The organism is Plantactinospora sp. GCM10030261 (genome assembly GCF_042666615.1).
In the GTDB taxonomy this organism is placed as follows: Bacteria; Actinomycetota; Actinomycetes; order Mycobacteriales; family Micromonosporaceae; genus KBS50.
The window spans coordinates 116,022-135,281 of sequence record NZ_JBHTDD010000018.1; the positions used below are offsets into that span (position 1 = coordinate 116,022).

General features: G+C 72.4%; 16 protein-coding genes and 1 pseudogene. 7 read left to right on the forward strand and 10 right to left on the reverse strand.

What is annotated here, in order from left to right:
* Nucleotides 1–117: 117 nt before the first annotated feature.
* From ACFQUZ_RS21145 to ettA, 3 genes are read right to left on the reverse strand one after another with little or no spacing between them, the layout of a single operon-like run.
* Nucleotides 118–858: a hypothetical protein gene (locus ACFQUZ_RS21145; RefSeq protein ID WP_377444906.1), complete on the reverse strand. Its 741-nt coding sequence runs from the start codon at nt 856–858 to the stop codon at nt 118–120.
* Nucleotides 851–1,306, reverse strand: a complete 456-nt coding sequence (locus ACFQUZ_RS21150; protein WP_377444908.1) for an acyl-CoA thioesterase — start codon at nt 1,304–1,306, stop codon at nt 851–853. The genes ACFQUZ_RS21145 and ACFQUZ_RS21150 overlap by 8 nt, the downstream gene beginning before the upstream one ends.
* 14 nt (nt 1,307–1,320) lie before the next feature.
* Complete coding sequence (ettA, locus tag ACFQUZ_RS21155) at nt 1,321–2,997, reverse strand: energy-dependent translational throttle protein EttA (protein ID WP_377444910.1); 1,677 nt, start codon at nt 2,995–2,997, stop codon at nt 1,321–1,323.
* A 205-nt stretch (nt 2,998–3,202) separates the two neighbouring features.
* Between ettA and ACFQUZ_RS21160 the strand changes: the two genes are divergently transcribed.
* The 4 genes from ACFQUZ_RS21160 (at nt 3,203) to otsB (ending at nt 7,996) form a co-directional block, all read left to right on the forward strand.
* Nucleotides 3,203–3,487 carry a hypothetical protein gene (locus ACFQUZ_RS21160; protein WP_377444912.1) on the forward strand — a complete coding sequence of 95 codons (285 nt, stop codon included), beginning with the start codon at nt 3,203–3,205 and terminating at the stop codon, nt 3,485–3,487.
* Nucleotides 3,480–3,866, forward strand: coding sequence for a hypothetical protein (locus ACFQUZ_RS21165; RefSeq protein WP_377444914.1), 387 nt, complete (start codon nt 3,480–3,482; stop codon nt 3,864–3,866). Before ACFQUZ_RS21160 ends, ACFQUZ_RS21165 begins: the two co-directional genes overlap by 8 nt.
* A 126-nt stretch (nt 3,867–3,992) precedes the next feature.
* Entirely contained in the window at nt 3,993–5,396 is a 1,404-nt protein-coding gene (locus ACFQUZ_RS21170) for a trehalose-6-phosphate synthase (RefSeq protein WP_377444916.1), read from the forward strand.
* 11 nt (nt 5,397–5,407) lie between these two features.
* Nucleotides 5,408–7,996 carry a trehalose-phosphatase gene (gene otsB, locus ACFQUZ_RS21175; protein WP_377445004.1) on the forward strand — a complete coding sequence of 863 codons (2,589 nt, stop codon included), beginning with the start codon at nt 5,408–5,410 and terminating at the stop codon, nt 7,994–7,996.
* Nucleotides 7,997–8,101: 105 nt separating this feature from the next.
* Here the strand turns inward: otsB and ACFQUZ_RS21180 are convergent, their stop codons facing one another.
* Together ACFQUZ_RS21180 and ACFQUZ_RS21185 are read right to left on the reverse strand one after the other, a co-directional pair.
* On the reverse strand, nt 8,102–8,683 hold the full coding sequence (locus tag ACFQUZ_RS21180; protein WP_377444918.1) for an NAD(P)-dependent oxidoreductase: 582 nt from the start codon (nt 8,681–8,683) through the stop codon (nt 8,102–8,104).
* A complete protein-coding gene (locus ACFQUZ_RS21185) occupies nt 8,680–9,507 on the reverse strand; it encodes an alpha/beta fold hydrolase (protein WP_377444920.1) in 828 nt (275 codons plus the stop codon). Before ACFQUZ_RS21185 ends, ACFQUZ_RS21180 begins: the two co-directional genes overlap by 4 nt.
* Before the next feature lie 82 nt (nt 9,508–9,589).
* Here ACFQUZ_RS21185 and ACFQUZ_RS21190 point away from each other — a divergent pair, with 82 nt between their 5' ends.
* Entirely contained in the window at nt 9,590–10,126 is a 537-nt protein-coding gene (locus ACFQUZ_RS21190; protein WP_377444921.1) for a CGNR zinc finger domain-containing protein, read from the forward strand.
* 21 nt (nt 10,127–10,147) lie between these two features.
* On the opposite strand, the gene cobA is transcribed toward ACFQUZ_RS21190, so the two are convergent.
* From cobA to cobC, 3 genes are all read right to left on the reverse strand, one after another.
* Nucleotides 10,148–11,395: a uroporphyrinogen-III C-methyltransferase gene (gene cobA, locus ACFQUZ_RS21195; RefSeq protein ID WP_377445006.1), complete on the reverse strand. Its 1,248-nt coding sequence runs from the start codon at nt 11,393–11,395 to the stop codon at nt 10,148–10,150.
* Between the two features lie 65 nt (nt 11,396–11,460).
* On the reverse strand, nt 11,461–12,516 hold the full coding sequence (cobT, locus tag ACFQUZ_RS21200; protein WP_377444923.1) for a nicotinate-nucleotide--dimethylbenzimidazole phosphoribosyltransferase: 1,056 nt from the start codon (nt 12,514–12,516) through the stop codon (nt 11,461–11,463).
* 4 nt (nt 12,517–12,520) lie between these two features.
* On the reverse strand, nt 12,521–13,591 hold the full coding sequence (gene cobC, locus ACFQUZ_RS21205; RefSeq protein WP_377444925.1) for an Rv2231c family pyridoxal phosphate-dependent protein CobC: 1,071 nt from the start codon (nt 13,589–13,591) through the stop codon (nt 12,521–12,523).
* A 117-nt stretch (nt 13,592–13,708) separates the two neighbouring features.
* On the opposite strand from cobC, the gene ACFQUZ_RS21210 reads away from it, so the two are divergent.
* Nucleotides 13,709–15,862 carry a transglycosylase domain-containing protein gene (locus ACFQUZ_RS21210; protein WP_377444927.1) on the forward strand — a complete coding sequence of 718 codons (2,154 nt, stop codon included), beginning with the start codon at nt 13,709–13,711 and terminating at the stop codon, nt 15,860–15,862.
* A gap of 25 nt (nt 15,863–15,887) precedes the next feature.
* Here ACFQUZ_RS21210 and ACFQUZ_RS21215 read toward each other — a convergent pair whose 3' ends face one another.
* Nucleotides 15,888–16,454 (reverse strand): GNAT family N-acetyltransferase, encoded by a 567-nt coding sequence (locus ACFQUZ_RS21215; RefSeq protein WP_377444930.1) that lies wholly within the window; start codon nt 16,452–16,454, stop codon nt 15,888–15,890.
* A 359-nt stretch (nt 16,455–16,813) separates the two neighbouring features.
* A pseudogene (locus ACFQUZ_RS21220) lies at nt 16,814–18,181 on the reverse strand (cobyrinate a,c-diamide synthase); the annotation flags it as partial.
* Between the two features lie 175 nt (nt 18,182–18,356).
* Between ACFQUZ_RS21220 and ACFQUZ_RS21225 the strand changes: the two are divergent.
* Nucleotides 18,357–19,241 (forward strand): SURF1 family protein, encoded by an 885-nt coding sequence (locus ACFQUZ_RS21225; protein ID WP_377444932.1) that lies wholly within the window; start codon nt 18,357–18,359, stop codon nt 19,239–19,241.
* Nucleotides 19,242–19,260 lie beyond the last annotated feature (19 nt).

Here is a 19,260-nt window from a genome sequence, read left to right on the forward strand (position 1 = left end):
ACTCCCCAGCGGATCCAGCCGCCTACGTTGCGTGGGATCCGAGGGACGACGGTACCCGGATAGCCGGCCGGAGGCATCCCCCCAACGAGTGCACCAAACCAGACGGGCGACCATGGGTCAGCCGAACGGATGAGAACTTCTCGGCATAAGGGTGAGTGGTCCGGCGTCGAGCCACCAGGCCGACCCGTACGGCGCCGACAGGCCCACCCATCGGCCGATCAGCCGAACGTGCACCGAGGCATCCGCCGTCGCGGTCGCCGACCCCACGAAGCCCATCCGGGTGACGGCCTGCACCAGCCGCTGCGGCACCTCGACGGCTCGCGCCGTACCGCCGGCCGCCGCGCCCGCCACCGCTGCGTCCGGCTCCACGTCCCGCCGCGGCGCCGCACCGGACGGCGCCACCACGATGGCCACGTGATCCAGAAGCGCGTCGCGCAGCGCCCGTTGACCGACCGCTCGACCGCCCACCCCTTCGGTCGTGGCGGCCCGCAGCGCCGCCTCGGCGGCGGTCGCGATGCGACGCAGTTCGGCCGCCGGGACCGTCTCCACCGTCCGGGCGCCCGGACCGGGCAGCGGCCACCGCCAGTCACCGTCCCTCAAGGCGGGCAACGCCGAACCGCCGGACTCCAGTTCGGCCAGCAGACCAGCGGCCGGCACCGTCACGTCCGCGTGGCCGGAGCCGTCGACTCCGCGGGACACGAGGACCCCCCAGGGCAGCCGTCCCCACAGCTCCACCCGGCCCGCCGCCCCGGGGCGCAACCGCACCAGGGCGGCCCGGTCGAACCGGAGTAACCGCGCCAGGAAGGCACCCGCGTCCGCGACGTCGACCAGGCCGTGCCCGACCGGCCGCTCACCCATCGCGATCACCACCGGCCGGCAGCTCGTACGCCGCCAGGAAGGCGGCCTCGTCACCGGTGAGCCGGCGCGGCACCTCCCGGGCCAGGTCGTACGGCACCAGCACCGACCTGGCCCGGCCGGCCAGCACCGGCCCGTCGAACATCTCGTACCGGATGGCGAAGCTGGCGGCCCGGACGTCCTCCACCCACAGCTCGACGCGGACCGTGGGCGCGGCGTCGGTGTCCCCCCAGTCCAGGGAGTAGTCCACCGGACGCAGGTAGTCGACCTCGTGCCGGCGGATCACCACCCCCTCGGCGAACGAGCCCACCCCGGCGGTCCGGCCGGCGGCGAACATCAGCGCCACCCGGGCCTCCTCGTACAGCGTGAGGATGCGGGCGTTGTTGACGTGGCCGTACGCGTCCAGGTCCGACCAGCGCAAAGTGCACCGGAAGGCGAAACGTCCAGGCACGGGGTCCGGCCCGGTCAGTCGCGGGTCAGCTTGCGGTACGTCACCCGGTGCGGGCGGGCCGCTTCCGCCCCAAGCCGGTCGATCTTGTTCTTCTCGTACGCCTCGAAGTTGCCCTCGAACCAGAACCACCGGGACGGGTCCTCCTCGGTGCCCTCCCAGGCCAGCATGTGCGTCGCCACCCGGTCCAGGAACATCCGGTCGTGGGAGATCACCACGGCGCAGCCGGGGAACTCCAGCAGCGCGTTCTCCAGACTGGAAAGGGTCTCCACGTCCAGGTCGTTTGTGGGCTCGTCCAGCAGGATCACGTTGCCGCCCATCTTGAGGGTAAGCGCCAGGTTCAGCCGGTTGCGCTCACCACCGGACAGCACCTTCGTGGGCTTCTGCTGATCCGGGCCCTTGAAGCCGAAGGCCGCCACGTACGCCCGGGACGGCATCTCGACCTTGCCGACCATGAGGTGGTCCAGCCCGTCGGAGACGACCTCCCAGACGGTCTTGTCCCCGGCCAGCCCGGAGCGGCTCTGGTCGACGTACGACAGGGAGACGGTGTCCCCGACGCGGACCGTGCCGGACGTCGGCTCCTCGAGCCCGACGATGGTCTTGAAGAGCGTGGTCTTGCCGACGCCGTTCGGACCGATCACGCCGACGATGCCGTTGCGCGGCAGCGAGAAGCTGAGGTCGTCGATGAGGACCCGGTCGCCGAACGCCTTGCGCAGGTTGGCGGCCTCGATGACCAGGTTGCCCAGCCGGGGACCCGGCGGGATCTGGATCTCCTCGAAGTCCAGCTTGCGGGTCTTCTCCGCCTCGGCGGCCATCTCGTCGTACCGGTCCAGCCGGGCCCGGGACTTGGTCTGCCGGGCCTTGGCGTTGGACCGGACCCATTCCAGTTCCTCGGAGAGGCGCTTCTTCATCTTGGCGTCCCGGCGGCCCTCGACGGCCAGCCGGGCGGCCTTCTTCTCCAGGTACGTCGAGTAGTTGCCCTCGTAGCCGATCGCCCGGCCACGGTCGAGTTCCAGGATCCAGCCGGCTACGTTGTCCAGGAAGTACCGGTCGTGGGTGATCGCCATGACGGTGCCGGCGTACTTGGCCAGGTGCTGCTCCAGCCACAGCACGCTCTCCGCGTCCAGGTGGTTGGTGGGCTCGTCGAGCAGCAGCAGGTCCGGCGCCTCCAGCAGCAGCTTGCACAGCGCCACCCGGCGACGCTCGCCGCCGGAGAGCTGGGTCACCTCGGCGTCCGGCGGCGGGCAGCGCAGCGCGTCCATCGCGAGTTCGAGCTTGGAGTCGATGTCCCAGGCGTCGGCGTGGTCCAGCTCCTCCTGGAGCCGGCCCATCTCCTCCATCAGCTCGTCCGAGTAGTCGGTGGCCATCTGTTCGGCGATCTTGTTGAACCGCTCCAGCTTCGCCTTGGTCCCGGCGACCGCCTCCTCGATGTTGCCGAGGACCGTCTTGGCGTCGTTGAGCGGCGGCTCCTGGGCCAACATGCCCACCGTGTAGCCGGGCATGAGCCGGGCCTCGCCGTTGCTCGGCCGGTCCAGCCCGGCCATGATCTTGAGCAGGCTGGACTTACCGGCGCCGTTTGGGCCGACCACTCCGATCTTTGCACCGGGCAGGAAGCTCAGCGTGACGTTGTCCAGCACGACCTTGTCGCCGTGCGCCTTGCGCGCCTTCTCCAGGACGTAGATGTACTGGGCCACGGTGCGGATAACCTCCGTCGTTGCGTCTGGGGAGCCGGCGGGCGCTGACCTGGACCTGCACTTCCGGTCCGCCGGCCGGCGGCCGGCAGCGCGCACGCCGTGGTCAATCCTGACAGGTACGGCGCGCGCCGCCCACATCACCCCGCCCACCGGGTACGCGGCGCGCCGCGCTGCCCCGTCGGTATAACCGGCTAGCATCTCCGGTGTGACCAAGAAGATCGCCATCAGCATTCCCGACGACGTCGCCGAGCGGCTCGAACGGGAGCCCAACGTCTCCGCGTTCATCACCCGGGCGGTCCGCCGCCAGATGGCCGGCGAACACACCCGTCAGACGTTACGTCAGGTGGGCTTCCGGCTCTCCGACGCCGACCTCGCGGCAGCCGGCCGACAGCTCGACGAGGCCCAGGCGAAGCTGACACCGGAACTGCGCGCCAAGGCCGCCGCACTGCTGAGCGAGGCATCCAGCGGACGGCTGGCGATCCGTGAGTGAACCGGGCCTGGTCCTGGACACCGGATGCCTGCTGGCCTACACCGAGGGGACCGAAGCGGTCGGTGGCCAGATATCGCAGGTCGCCGATCGAGGCCAGTCCGTAATCATCCCGGCCCTCTGCCTCGCCGCCGCCTATCGCCAGGTCAGAACCGACGGCTGGCCGCTACTCGACATCGTCGGCGACCTGGAGCACGTGCTCGTCACGTCGGTCGAGCACGACATGTGCTCGATCCTCGGCGGCTGGTCCCGGACGCTCGGCACCATGGACGTCGCCCAGGCCGCCATGGAGGCGGCCCGCACGTTCGCGCCGATCATGACGGATCGGCGGGAACTGCTGTCCGAGGTGCTGCCCAAGGAGTGGCCGATCATCGACCTGTGACGTGCGCACCAGGGGATTCGGCCACGGGATGACGCGTAGCCGAGTCCGGCACGGGGCATCAGAGTGCGCAGCTAGTCTCAGTACGCTCAGCGCTGTCGACCCGCAGCACCCCGGAGGTGGCCGAACGTGACCGTCCGCAGCTCCTTTGTCGTAGTGGCCAACCGCCTTCCGGTCGACGAGGTGAGCACGCCGGAGGGCCGGCAGTGGCGCCGCAGCCCCGGCGGGCTGGTCACCGCGTTGCACCCCGTCCTCGTCCAGCACCAGGGCACCTGGGTGGGCTGGGCGGGCGGCGTGGGCGCCGCCCCCGAGCCGTTCGAACTGGACGGCATCGGCCTGCACCCGGTGCCGTTGAGCGCCGAGGAACTGGAGCGCTACTACGAGGGCCAGTCCAACGCCACCATCTGGCCGCTCTACCACGACGCGGTCGAGACACCCGCCTACAAACGCCGCTGGCGCGAGGCGTACCGCCTGGTGAACGCCCGGTTCGCGGAGGCCGCCGCGGAGGTGGCCGCCGAGGGAGCCACCGTCTGGGTGCAGGACTACCAGCTCCAGCTCGTCCCGGCGATGCTCCGCGAGCTGCGGCCGGACCTGCGGATCGGGTTCTTCCTGCACATCCCGTTCCCGCCGATCGAGCTGTTCATGCAGATGCCGCTACGCGCCGAGGTGCTGCGCGGCCTGCTCGGCGCCGACCTGGTCGGCTTCCAGCAGCGGCTGGCCGCGCAGAACTTCGTCCGGCTCGCCCGGCACCTGCTCGGCCTGCGGTACGAGGGCCAGATGATCCAGGTCGACGGGCGGCAGGTGAAGGCCGGCGCCTTCCCCATCTCGATCGATGTGGGTGAGATGGAGCGGCTCGCCGCCGACCCGGCCATCCAGGCCCGCGCCAAGCAGATCCGCGCCGAACTGGGCGACCCCAAGACGATCATCCTCGGGGTGGACCGGCTCGACTACACCAAGGGCATCGAACTGCGCCTCAAGGCCTTCCGGGAACTGCTCTCCGACGGCAAGGTGACGGTCCCGGAGACGGTAATGGTCCAGGTGGCCACCCCCAGTCGCGAACGGGTCGAGCACTACCAGGCACTACGCGTCAAGGTCGAGCGCGAGGTGGGCCGGATCAACGGCGAGTACGGGAAGGTGGGAGTCCCCGCCGTTCACTATCTCCACCAGTCGTACAGTCGCAGCGAACTGGCCGCGCTGTACTGCGCGGCCGACGTGATGATGGTGACCCCACTGCGAGACGGGATGAACCTGGTGGCCAAGGAGTACGTCGCGTGCCGCGCCGACACCGGCGGGGCGCTCGTGCTCAGTGAATTCGCCGGCGCGGCCACCGAGCTGCGCCAGGCGTTCCTGTGCAATCCGCACGACCCGGAGGGCGTCAAGGACGCCCTGCTACGGGCCGTACACGTGGACAAGGTGGAGGCGCGCAGACGGATGCGGCTCATGCAACGCCACCTGCGTACCCATGACGTGGGGCATTGGGCCCGCTCGTTCCTGCGGGAGCTGGGCGTGCCGGAGACGGAGCCGGCGACGTGAGTTCCGCACTCATGGATGCCCGGCGCGGCGCGGACGGCATGGACCAGGCGCTGCGCTCGGCCGTCGGGCGGATCGCCCGCTCGCCGCAACTGCTTATCGCCTGCGACTACGACGGCACCCTCGCCCCGATCGTCGAGGATCCGACCAAGGCGGTGCCGCTGCCGGAATCGGTGGCCGCCGTCCGCGCGCTGGCCGCCCTGCCGCAGACCACCGTCGCGGTGGTTTCCGGGCGGGCGCTGCGCGACCTGGCCACGCTCTCCCGGCTGCCCAGCGAGGTGCACCTGGTGGGCAGCCACGGCTCGGAGTTCGACATCGGCTTCGTCGAGCGGCTGGCCCCCGAGTTGATCGAGGTCCGCGCCCGGTTGCGCAACGAGCTGCGGCAGATCGTCGCCGACCGGCCCGGGGTACGCCTGGAGCGCAAGCCGGCGAGCGTGGCCGTGCACGTGCGGGGCGTCGACCCGGAGATCGCCTCGGCGGTCGTCGAGGCGGTTCGGTCCGGCCCGGGGACCTGGCCGGACGTGACGATCACCCAGGGCAAGGAGGTCATCGAGCTGTCGGTGATCCCCACGAACAAGGGTGCCGCGGTGGATCAGCTCCGCACCCAGCTCTCGGCGAGCGCGGTGCTGTTCATCGGGGACGATGTCACCGACGAGACGGTCTTCACCAATCTGCACGGCCCCGACGTGGGCATCAAGATCGGTGCCGGCGAGACGGGAGCCGGCTACCGGGTCGGTGAGCCGATCGACGCGGCCCGACTGCTGGGCCTGCTGCTGGAGTTGCGGCGGACCTGGCTGTTCGGTGAGCGGGCGGTGCCGATCGAGCGGCACTCGATGCTGGCCAACGGACGGACCGTGGCGTTGCTCACCCCGGAGGCCCGGGTCACCTGGCTGTGCCACCCCAAGCCGGACTCGCCGGCGATCTTCGCCGACCTGCTCGGCGGGAACCCGGCGGGGCACTTCTCGGTGGCCCCGGAGCGTGGCGGCATCCCGCTGGGCCAGCGCTACCGGACGAACACGATGACCCTGGAAACCCGCTGGTCCGGGTTGACCGTCACCGACTGGCTGGACCGGCCCTCGCTCGACGACGTGCCCGCCGGATCGACTGTGGTGTCCGGCGACTCGACCCTGGTCCGGGTGCTCACCGGCTCCGGCCGGGTGCGCCTGGAGTTCGCCCCGAGGCCCGAGTTCGGGCAGGTAGCCGTGCAGCTTCAACCGCTCGGGGACGGGCTGCTGGTGCTCGGTTCGAACGAGCCGGTGAGCCTCTACTCTCCCGGCGTCGACTGGGAGATCCACGAGGACGGCAACTTCGAGACCGCCCGGGCGGTGGTCGACCTGTCGGCCGCCGGCGGCTCGGTCGTCTGCGAACTACGGTTCGGCTCGCACGATCTGGAACATCACCGCCTCCCGATCGGCGAGCGCCAGGCGCTGGCCGAGCGGCCGTGGAAGGACTGGGTGGCCGGGCTCGACCTGCCCGGGGTCGAACGGGAGATGGTGGCGCGCAGCGCACTCACCCTGAGAGGGCTCTGCCACGAGGCCTCCGGCTCCATCCTCGCGGCGGCCACCACCTCGCTGCCCGAGGAGGTCGGTGGCGTCCGGAACTGGGACTACCGGTACTGCTGGCTGCGGGACGCGGCGATGAGCGCGCGGGCGCTTGTCGACCTCGGCTCCCTCACCGAGGCCGAGGCGCTGCTGCGCTGGGTCGACGGGGTCGTCGAACGGACCGGCGGCCACCCGGAACGGTTGCACCCCCTCTACACCGTCGACGGGTACGAGTTGGGCGCCGAGGCGGTCATCGACACGCTGCCCGGCTGGGCCGGTTCCCGGCCGGTGCGGGTCGGAAACCTGGCGAACCACCAGCTCCAACTCGACGTCTTCGGCCCGATCGCCGACCTGCTGGCGGCCGTCGCCGACCGCCGCGGCTCGGTCCGGGACGAGGAGTGGCGGGTCCTGGACTCCATGGTCGAGGCGGTCCGGCGCCGGTGGCACGAGCCGGACCACGGGCTGTGGGAGGCCCGGTTGCCGCCCCGCCACCACGTCTTCTCCAAGGTCATGTGCTGGATGACCGTGGACCGGGCGCTGCACATGGTGCGCCGGCACCTCGGTGAGGAGCGCCCCGAGTGGGAGCGGTTGCGCGACCGGATCGCGCACAACGTCCTGGAGTACGGCTGGCATCCGGACTCCGAGGCGTACTCGGTGGCGTACGGGCACGAGGAGATGGACGCGTCCTCGCTGTGGATTGGCCTGTCCGGGCTGCTGTCGGACGACGATCCCCGGTTCCTGGCCACCGTGCTGCGGATCGAGGCGGACCTGCGCAGCGGGCCGGTCGTCTACCGGTACCACTGGGACGACGGCCTGCCCGGCCGGGAGGGCGGCTTCCACGTCTGCACCGCCTGGCTCGTCGAGGCGTACCTGCGGACCGGACGCCGGACGGACGCCGAGGAACTGTTCCAGCAGATGCTGGACACCGCCGGTCCGACCGGCCTGCTCCCCGAGCAGTACGATCCGCTCGCCGAGCGCGGCCTGGGCAACCACCCGCAGGCGTACAGCCATCTCGGCCTGATCCGCTGCGCCCTCCTCCTAGACGGCCGCCCCCTCCCCTGACAGTCCTCCCCCCACCCCACCCCCCCGCGCCGATCTAGGGCAGATGGTCGTGATTGGAGATCAAACAGCGACCATCTGCCCTAGATCGGCGCGGGGGGTGGGGGGTCAGTAGGCGACGGTGAATCGTTGCCTGACGAAGGTGTGCTGCTCCAGCGCATCGACGGCGGCCGCGGCGAAGTCAGCCACGGTGATGCGGCTCTCGCCTCGCTCGTCGGTGATGGGGGTGTCCCGCGCCTCGGCACGGTACCTGCCGGTGCGGTCCCCGGGCACGAGATGGACGGGCGGGGGGCTGAGGTAGGACCAGGCGATGCCGTTGCCGCCCTCGACCAGGATCCGCAGCGCGGCGGCCTGGTCGAGGGTGGTCTGCTTGTACTGGGCGGGGAAGTGCGGTGCGTCGACGTACCGCCGGCCGGACGGATCGAGCAGACTCCCGCCCCCGCCGATGAACAGCAGCCGGGCGACGTGTGCCTCGACCAGCGCGGCGGCGGCCCGGGACACCAGACCGTCGCCGCCTTTCACCGACACGACAACCGCGTCGTGGCCGGCGGTCGACCGGTGGATCTGGAGGGGATCGCGGACGTCGAGGTCTGTGCTGGACAGGGCGGTGACCTGATGGCCCCGGGTGCTGGCCTCGCGGGCCACGGCACCGCCGAGGTTGCCGGTCGCGCCGATGACGGCGATTCTCATGTGATTCTCCTCAGGAAGTCGTCGATGAGTCCGCTGATCTCCGGGAGCTTCTCCTCCAACGCGAAGTGGCCGGTCGGCAGCACGTGGACCTCGGCCTCCGGCAGGTCACGTCGGTAGGCGTGGGCGCCCGCCTCCGGGAAGAAGGCGTCATCGCGGCCCCAGACGACAAGCGTTCGGGGCTGGTGGGTGCGGAACCAGGACTGCCAGGCCGGATAGCGCGCGACGTTGCCGACGTAGTCGCGGGCCAGCGCGAACTGTGCCTGTCGGCGTCCCGGGCGGTCGAGGAAGTGTTGGTCGAGGGTCCAGCCGTCCGGTGCGATAAGCGAGACGTCGCTGGCTCCTCCCTCGTACTGGCCACGGGTCACCGGCAGGGAGAACAGGTCCTCGGTCGGCTCCGGGATGAGTTTGCGGGCGAGGTCGGACAGGCCCTCGTCGTAGGCGTTGGCGTTCTGCACGATGAGCCCGGCGATCCAGTCCGGGTGCCGCTCCGCGAGGCGGAAGCCGACCGGGCCGCCGAAGTCGAACGCGTACAGCACGAACCGGGTCAGGCCGAGGTGCTGGACGAAGCCCTCCATCACGTCGGCCAGCCGGTCGAAGGAGTACGTGAACCCGGCGGGCACCTCGGTGTGGCCGAATCCCGGGTAGTCGGGCGCGATCATCTGGTACCGGTGGCCGAGGGCGTCCATGAGTCGGCGGTACTGGTGGGAGCCGCTGGGGAAGCCGTGCAGCAGGAGCACCGGTAGCGCCTCGGCGGGTCCCGTCCGCCGGTGGAACACCCGGACACCGTCGACATCTACGAAGGCGTGCCGGATCTGGGGAACCATTCACATGCCTCCTTTCTGTGAAGACCCATTAGTCTTAGCTCGGAGCAACTAACGTGTCAAGTGCGTGATGTACCATTAATAGATGCAGCCGCTCACCGGCGGTCCCCTCGCCCTGGACCTGGTCAACACGCTCACCAGAGACTTCGACGCGCTCGACGACCCGCAGCCGTGGTTCGCCCGACAGGCCGGACGGCTCGCGGCCCCGGCACACCTCAGCACCGCCGACGTGGACGCCGTTCGCGAGTTGCGCGCACACGTCCGCACCGCCGTGGACGCGGTACGGCACGGCGCCGCGCCAGCGCCTGCCACGCTGACGGCGCTCAACGACCTCACCCGGGCCGCTCCCGCCTACCGGATCATCGAACCGGACCTGCGCCTCGCCGTCCGCCACCACGGTGATCCACGGGCGATCCTCCTGGCCCAACTGGCCGACGCCGCCCTCGACCTGCTCACCGATCCGAAAGCCCGTACCATCCGCGCCTGCGAGGGGCACGGATGCCGGATGCTGTTCCTGCCCGCCCACCCCAGTCGTCGCTGGTGCTCACCGGACCTCTGCGGTAACCGGGCACGGGTCTCCCGCCACTACCACCGCCGCCACAAGGCCCAGCCCGACCGGTGATCCCCGGGAAAGCTGAACCGCTCACCTACCACGGGCGAGGGTTTCCCGGAGGGCATCGGAGACCTCGACCACGTCGCCCACCACCACGAGAGCGGGCGGCCGGATCGCGGCGGCGGCGGTGTCGACGGCCACGGCCGCCAGCGTCGAACGGACCACCCGCTGCTCCCCCGTGGTCGCCTCCTGAATCACCGCGGCCGGGGTCCCCGGTGGCCTGCCGTGCGCCTGGAGGACGGCGGCGATCGCGGCCAGGTTGCGCAGCCCCATGAGGATCACCAGGGTGCCGCGCAGCCTGGCCAGCGCCGGCCAGTCGACAAGGGACGCGGCGTCGTCCGGCGCCAGGTGCCCGGAGAGCACGGTGAACTCGTGCGCGACGCCGCGGTGGGTGACCGGGATCCCGGCCGCCGCCGGACCGGCAATGGCGCTACTCACGCCGGGGACCACGGTCACCGGCACGCCGGCCGCCGCGCAGGCCAGCAGTTCCTCGCCACCCCGCCCGAAGACGTACGGGTCGCCACCCTTGAGACGGACGACCCAGGCACCGGCGAGGGCCCGGTCCACCAGGATCCGGTTGATCTCCTCCTGGGCTCGCGCCGGCCCGTACGGGATCTTCGACGCGTCGACAAGCTCGACCTCCGGGCGCAATTCGTCCAGCAGCAGCCCGGGGATCAGCCGGTCGACGACCACCACGTCCGCCTCGGCGAGCAACCGGCGGCCGCGTACGGTGATCAGTTCGGGGTCGCCGGGACCGGCGCCGACGAGGGCGACCCGCCCGGCCACACCGGCGGCGCCAACCCGGTCGCCGGTGCTCCTCGGACCGCCCGCGGCGGCGCCCTTCCGTTCCAGCAGGTCGGTGATGGCGTCCCGGACGGCGACCGCCCGGCGCGGGGTGCCACCCAGCACCGCCACGGTGACCGGGCCCTGCCGGGTGACCGCCGGGGTCCACGCGGTGGCGGCGGTCCGGTCGTCGGCGCGGACGCAGAACACCCGCCGCTCCTGCGCCGCGACGCTTACCTGTGCCGCGGCCGCCGGGTCGTCCACCGCCGTCTGCACCAGCCAGGCGCCGTCGACGTCGTCGGGCTGGAACCGGCGCGGAATCCAGCGCAGCCGACCCGCGTCGGCGTGCGCGCGCAGTGCCGGGGTCAGCTCCGGCGCGACGAGGTCCACCACGGCACCCGCGGCGAGCAGGGCCGGCATCCGCCGGGTCGCCACCGCGCCGCCGCCGACCACGAGGACCCGTCGACCGGCCAACCTCAGCGCCAACGGGTACATCTCCGGGCCGGCAGGCTCGGCGCCCTCGCCGACCGGACGTCCACCCTCCCCGGCGCTGTCGTGCGTCATTTCTCGGACACCCCCGCGGAGTCGAACGTCGCCACCTCGTGCAGCACCCGGACCGCCCCACCCACCACCGGCCAGGCCAGCAACGCACCGGTCCCTTCGCCCAACCGCAGGCCGAGGTCGATCAGGGGGGTGAGGCCGAGCCGGCGCAGTCCCACTGTCGCACCAGGCTCGGCGGACCGGTGCCCGGCGACCAGGGCGTGCCGGGAGTCCGGGGCGATCGCGACGGCGGCCAGGGCCGCCGCGACCGCGCTCACCCCGTCCAGGATCACCGGAGTCCGGTACGCCGCCCCGGCGAGCAGGTACCCCGCCAGTGCCGCGTGTTCCAGCCCGCCGAACGCGGCCAGCACCCCCACCGGGTCGGTGTCGTCTGGCCGGTGCCGATCGAGGGCCGTGGCCACCACGTCGATCTTCCGCGCGTACGTAACGTCGTCCACGCCGGTGCCCCGCCCGGTCACCTCGGCCGCCGGGGTCCCGGTGAACGCGGCGATCAGCGCCGCGGCGGCGGTCGTGTTGGCGATCCCCATGTCGCCGGTGAGCAGCGCGCCGACGCCGTTACCCACGTGGTCCGCGGCGACCCGGGCGCCCACCTCGACGGCGGCGAGCACCTCGTCCCGGGTCAGCGCCGGCCCGACCGTCATGTCCCGGGTGCCGGCCCGGACGTTCGCCGCCACCAGGTCGGCACCCTCCGGCACGGTCAGCGGGCTGGCCACCCCCACATCCACCACCGTGACCATGGCACCGGTCTGCCGGGCGAAGGCGTTCACCACCGCGCCGCCGGCCAGGAAGTTGCCGACCATCTGCGCGGTGACCTCCTGCGGCCAGGGGGTCACCCGCTGGGCGTGCACACCGTGGTCACCGGCGAAGACGGCCACCACCGCCGGTTCGGGCAGCCGGGGCGGGCATTCACCGGCCAGCCCGGCCAACCGGACGGACAGCTCCTCCAGCGCGCCGAGCGAACCGGCCGGTTTGGTGAGCCGGGCGTGCAGTGCCCGCGCCCGCTCCATGGCCAGTTCGTCCGGCGGACGGATCGCGGCGACTATCTCGGACAGCATCTACTCACCCTTCGGCCAGGATCTCCGCCAACACGCTGACGAACGCGTCGGTGGTGGCAGTGTCCCGTACCGCGAGCCGGCACCAGTCGGGGCCCAGCCCGGGGAAGGTGTCGCCGCGGCGGACAGCCCAGCCCCGCTCGCGCAGCGCCCGGCGTACCCGGTCGGCGCCGGGCCGGTGGACGAGCACGAACGCGCTTGCCGGCGCGCCCTCGACGCGTACCCCGGGAAGACCGGACAGGCGGCGGACCAGGTGGTCGCGGTCGGCGGCGAGGCGGGCGGCGATGGCCCGCTCGGTCGCGACGGCGATCGGGCCCGCGCAGGCCTGGGCCGCGGCGAGCGCCGGGGTGGAGACCGCCCACAGCGGCTGCCCGGCGGCCAACCGGGTGACCAGATTGGTCTCGGCCAGCAGGTAACCGACGCGCAGCCCGGCCAGCCCCCAGGTCTTGGTCAGGCTGCGCAGCACGACCAGGCCGGGCAGGTCCCGCCGGGCGGCGAGCGACTCCGGTTCGCCGGCCACCCCGGGGGCGATGGTGCTGTCGGCGAACGCCTCGTCGACCACCAGGATCCGGCCGGGGCGGGCCAGCGCGGCGACGGTGTCCGCCGGATGCAGCACCGAGGTGGGATTCGTCGGGTTGCCGATCATGACCAGGTCCGCGTCGTCCGGCACCAGCGTCGGGTCCAGCCGGAACCTGGTCTCCGCCGGCAGCAGCACCCGGTCCACCTGGTGCCCGGCGGCCAGCAGCGCGGCCTCCGGCTCGGTGAACTGGGGATGCACGACCACCGGCCGGCGCACCTCCCGCAGCCCCCGGGCGAGCAGCACGAACGCTTCGGCGGCGCCGGCGGTGAGCAGCACCTCCTCGGGTGGTCTGCCGTGTCGCCCGGCCACCGCCTCCCGGGCTGCCGTCGGGTCCGGATACCGGGCCAGGTCGGTCAGGGCGGCACGGATCGGGGCGGCGAGCCAGTCCGGCATCGGGTCCCGGCGGACGTTGACGGCGAGGTCGACAAGGCCGGAGGTCGCCTCGGCGTCACCGTGGTGACGCAGGTCCGGTACGGGGGGCTCAGGGGCGCCGGGCATACCGCGATCCTGCCGGTGCCGCGTCCGGACCGTCGTGCCGGGTGTGGTCGGAACCCGAGCCCGTCACACTTGTGAATAATTCTCATGCATTGCCCTGGTCCGGCATAGCTTCGGATGGTGATGAAGCAGCCCGCCGCCACGCCGTCCCGTTTCGCTCCGCTGTTCCGCGCCGGCCTGATCTCCGGAGTCGCGGTCGCCGCCGTCGCCTTCCCGCTCGTCGGCGCCGGCGGCCTCGGAACCAAGTCGTTCTCCACCGCCGTCGCCACCCACCAGGACCTGCGGACCGTGCAGCCGGCGCAGACCACCTACGTCTACGCGGCCGACGGCAGGACCCTGCTCACGATGTTCTACGAGGAGCACCGCAAGTACGTCCCGATCAGCGAGATCTCGCCGTACGTCCAGCAGGCGATCGTGGCGGCCGAGGACACCCGGTTCTATCGCCACCACGGAGTGGACCCCAAGGGCGTGGCCCGGGCGTTCGTGGCCAACCAGCAGGCCGGCGGGGTCTCCCAGGGCGCCTCCACACTCACCATGCAGTACGTCCGGATGGCGCTGCGTGACGGCGCGCAGACCCCGACCCAGGCGCTCGAGGCCACCCAGCAGACTGGCGTGCGCAAGGTCCGGGAGATGCGGATCGCGATGGACGTCGAGAAGGAGATGACCAAGGCGGAGATCCTGGAGCGGTACCTCAACTCGGCGTACTTCGGGCACCGGGCGTACGGGATCTACTCCGCCGCGGAGATCTTCTTCTCCAAGAAGCCGGCCGACCTCACCCCACTGGAGTCGGCCACGCTCGCCGGCTTGGTCAAGGCACCCTCCGAGTACGATCCGGCCAGTTCCGACCAGAAGGACGCCACCGACCGCCGGAACTACGTGATCGACCGGATGCGGGACATGGGGTACCTGTCATCCGCGCAGGCCGCCGACTTCCAGCGCCAGCCGATCACCCTCAAGCTGACCACCCCACCCAACGACTGCGTCTCGATCGACACGAAGTACAACAGCTGGGGCTTCTTCTGCGACTACCTGAAGGCGTGGTGGGCCAAGCAGCCCGCGTTCGGTGCCAACTGGTACGAGCGGCTGGCCAAGCTGCGCCGGGGTGGCTACACGATCGTCACCAGCATCGACCCGCGGGTCCAGCAGGTCGCCGAGGAACAGACCGCCTCCCGGGAGTCGACCGGCAGCCCGTTCGCGCACGGCATCGTCCTCGTCGAGCCGGGTACCGGACGGGTCAAGGCGATGGCGGTCAACCGGAAGTACTCGCTGGACCAGGACCAGAACTACCCGCACTCCAACCCGGCCCTGCGCGGCAAGATCAAAGGCAACTACCCGAACACCGTGGTGCCCCTGCTCGGCGGCGGCGACCTCCCCGGCTACCAGGCCGGCTCCACCTTCAAGATGTTCACCATGCTGGCCGCGTTGAAGGCCGGTCTGCCGCTGAGCACCGAGTACAACGCCCCGCACCGGATCGTCAGCATCTATCCCGGCGGCGGCGGTGGGCCAGCCGACTGCGGGGGGCTCTGGTGCCCGTCGAACGCCAGCGGCGCGATGTCCGGCCGGCAGACCATGTGGTCCGGGTTCGGCAAGTCGGTGAACACCTACTTCGTCTGGCTGGAGCAGAAGGTCGGCGCCGACAAGGTGGTCGCGCTCGCCGAGGAACTCGGTCTCAACTGGCGCACCGAGGTCGACATCCGGCAGGCGTCACCACAGAAACGCAAGGAGTGGGGGGCATTCACGCTGGGCGTCTCCGACGTGAACCCGCTGGAGATGGCCGGCGCGTACGCGGCCGTGGCCGCCGACGGCCGGTACTGCGAACCACTGCCGGTGCTGTCGGTGAGCAACCCGGACGGCACCCCCGCCACCTACACGGCCGAAGACGGCAACGTGGTGCCGGTCGCCAAGGGCCGCTGCCACCAGGTCTTCAGCCCGGAGGTGGCGCGGGCGGCCACCGACGCGGCGCGCTGCCCCACCGGCGACACCCCGGCCCGGGGAAGCTGCGGTGGCTGGTCCACCGCGGACAGCGTCCGCGGGATCGTGGGCCGGCCGGTGGCCGGCAAGACCGGTACCACCGACAGCACCCGGTCGGCGTGGTTCGTGGGCTACACCCCGGAACTGGCCGCCGCGAGCTTCATCTCCGACCCGGACAACCCGAGCAACGCGGTCGGCGACGGCCAGTCGAACAAGCCGATCGACGCGGTCGCGAACACCCTCAAGGGCGCTCTGAAGGATCAGCCCATCCGCAAGTTCCCCGCCCCCACCGCCCTGGTGTGAGGGAGGGGCACGGCGGCGATGCCGCTCAGCGCAGGTCAGCGGCGACGAACGACCACAGTTCCAGGTCCACCCGCCCGCCCTGGGCGACGCCGGCGTTGCGCAGCAGCCCTTCGTAGGTGAACCCGGCCTTCTCGGCGACCCGCCGGGAGGCGGTGTTGCCCGGCGCGACCCGCAGTTCCACGCGCTGGAATCCGTGCTCCAGGATCAGCGCGATAGCCACCGCGTCGACCGCCTCGGCCGTGAGGCCGTAGCCGCGGGCGTCCGGCGCCATCGCGTACGACACCTCGGTGACCCGGCAGCCCCAGTCGGTGCGCTTGGTCCACAGGCAGCCGACGACCCGGTCGTCCTCCCGCCGGACCACCCCGTAGTGGTCTCCGTTGCCGCTGTCCCGCCGTTCCTGGGCCATCTCGGTGCACCAGGCGTGCGGGTCGATGCTGCCCTGGGCCGGCAGCGGCAGCCAGCGCCGGGTCAGCTTGTCGGCGAACACGTCGCGTACGGCCGCCACGTCGGCCGCGACCAGCGGGCGGATGTGCGCCCGCGGCGTCGAGACGGTGAGGGTGGGAAACCGCCGCACGGCGACGTGCCCGGTCACGCCCCGGGCTCCCCGCGGCCGACGACTCCCGTAGCTGGCGGCGACACCGGCACTGCGATGTCCCGCGGGGACCGGCCGGGCCGCCCGTCGACGGGCGACACCGGGGCCGTGGAGCGTTCCGCCGGCGACACCGGCGCCGCCGCTCGCCCCGCCACCGGCGCCGTGGCCCGCTCCGCCGGTGCCACCGGTGATCCCGGTGCCGTGGGTGACCCGGACGCCGGCACGCCTCGCGCCGCGTCGGCCGCGACCTGACCGCCGTCGTCCGCGGTCACCGCGCCGAGTGACGGGGTGGCCGGCGCCACGGGCTCCTGACCTGGTACGGCCGATGGCCGGCGCGTCGCCGGGACGAACGGATCGACCGACACGGCGGCGGTGACCAGCCGACCCGCGATGTCCGGCAGGCCGGCCCAGTGCACTGCCAGCTGGGAGGCGTGCACTCCCCGCCAGACGAAACCCTCGGCCGCGCCCCCGGCCCACGTCCACGCCGGATCGGCGCCGGATCGGGGGCGGACCACGCCACGGTGATGCTTGTAACCGGTCACCCGGTCCCCGGACCGGGCCACCACGCTGTCCGAGACCGCCGTCGCCTCCCGGTAGCCGACCACCACCTGGTCCAGGCTGCCGCCCTCGGCGTCCAGCACTCCGCACATCGGGCGGCCGTCGAACTCGCGGAGCAGCCAGAGCAGCCCGGCGCCCTCGGCGACCACCGGCCGACCGGTGCGCGCCAGCTCGGCGACCGCGATGCACAGCCGCCGGTTGGCGGACAGCTCCTCCGCGTACGACTCGGGCAGGGCGCCGCCGACGACCAGCGCGCTGGTGCCGGCGGGCAGCGTCTCGTCCCGCAGCGGGTCCACCGCGACCACGTCGGCGCCGGCCGCGGCGAGCATCTCCATGGTCTCCGGGTAGGAGTACGACCCGGCGGTGCCGCCGGCGACGGCGATCACCGGCCGCTGTCCCGGGGCGACGGTGTTCTGGTCGGCGGTGGCGGCCGCCGCGTCCACGGCCGACCACGCCGGCGTGTTCAGCCGGGGGGCCGACGAGGCCAGCCGGAGCAGCCCGTCCAGGTCGACCGGGGGGCCCACGGTCTCACCGAGCCGGCGGACCGCCCGCGCGGCCTCCGCGCTGCCGTGCAGGACCGGCACCACGCCGTGGCGCCGGGACGGGAGCACCGCCGGCAGGTCCCGGCTGCGGAGCGCGCCGAAGACCGGCACCCCGATGTCGTCGAGCGCCTCCCGCAGCAGTTCCTCGTGCCGGTCGGAGGCGACCCGGTTGAGGATCACGCCACCCAACCAGAGCAGTTCGTCGTACGCCCGGAAGCCGTGCACCAGCGCCGCCACCGACTGGCCCATCGCCGCCACGTCGATGACCAGGACGACGGGCGCCCGGAGCATGGTGGCGATCGCCGCCGTCGAGTCGGCTTCGGGCCGGCCGGAGATGCTGTCGTACAGGCCCATGGTGCCCTCGACCACGGCGATGCCGGCACCGGCGGCGCCGTGCGCGAACAGTGGCGCGATGTGGTGCGCCCCGACCAGCCGGGCGTCGAGGGCCCGACCTGGGCGCCCGGAGGCCAGCCCGAGATAGGCGGCGTCGGTGCGATCCGGACCGATCTTGAAGCCGGCGGCGTCCAGGCCACGGGCCGCGAGGGCGGCGAGCAGACCGATCGTCACCGCGGTCTTTCCGTGGCCGGACGAGGGCGCGCTCACAACCAGACGCGGCACGGCGGTCATCGTCGATTCCTCCGGGGTGGTGCGGCGGCGGGACGAAACGGGGCAGAACTCCGACGCCGGCCGAGCGGGCGGTGGGCCTCGGGTGACGATACCGGGCAGCCTGGACAGAAGGAACGCCACCGCGCGGAGTGTCCGTCGGTCGGAGGTGAGCGGGCCCACCGAGTAGCCTTCGAACGTGTACCGCTTCCTGCTCACGCCGCGTTGGTTGGGGATCCTGGCCCTCACGCTGGTCGCCGCGACGGTGATGGTGCTGCTCGGGAACTGGCAGCTCCACCGCTACCAGCAACGCGCCGCCACCAACGAGCGGATCGACGCGACAGCGCGGGTCGATCCGGCGCCGCTGACGCGGGTCCTGTCCGCACCCGCCGGTGCCGCGGGATCGGTCGGGCCGGCGCCCACCGGCGAGCAGGAGTGGACCCGGGTCTCCGTCACCGGCGAGTACGACCCGGCCAACCTGGTCCTGGTGCGGGGACGCACCGTGCAGGGACGGGTGGGGTACGAGGTGCTGACCCCGCTGCGCCTGGCCGACGGCAGCGCCGTCCTGGTCGACCGGGGCTGGGTGCCGCCGGCCCCGGGTGCCGCCACCGCTGTCCCGCGGGTCCCGGCGGCCCCGACCGGCCAGGTCACCGTCGTCGGACGGGTACGCGTCTCGGAGAGCCGGCCGGAAACCGTCGCGCGCCGGGGCGGCAACCTGGAGACGCGCCGCATTTCGGTGCCGACGATCGCCGCCGCGCTGCCCTATCCGGTGTACGGCGGTTATCTGCTGCTCGACGAGCAGACACCGCCGGCCGATGCCGCTTTCGTGGCCATCCCGGTCAAACACGAGAACGACTGGCAGAACGCGGGCTACGTGGTGCAGTGGTGGCTGTTCGCGGGGATGGCGTTGTTCGGGTACGGCTGGCTGGCCCGCCGGGAGGCGCGCGGCGCCCGACCGGGTGCCGCGTCGACGGCCCGTGGCGGGCGCCAACCGGCCGTCGACCGGGTCCCGACTGCCGCCGAGCCCCACCCGGCCACCGCAGACCGCGACCCGGCTACCGATTCGAGTTCCGCCGTACGCTGACGCGACGCGGCAGCTCGCC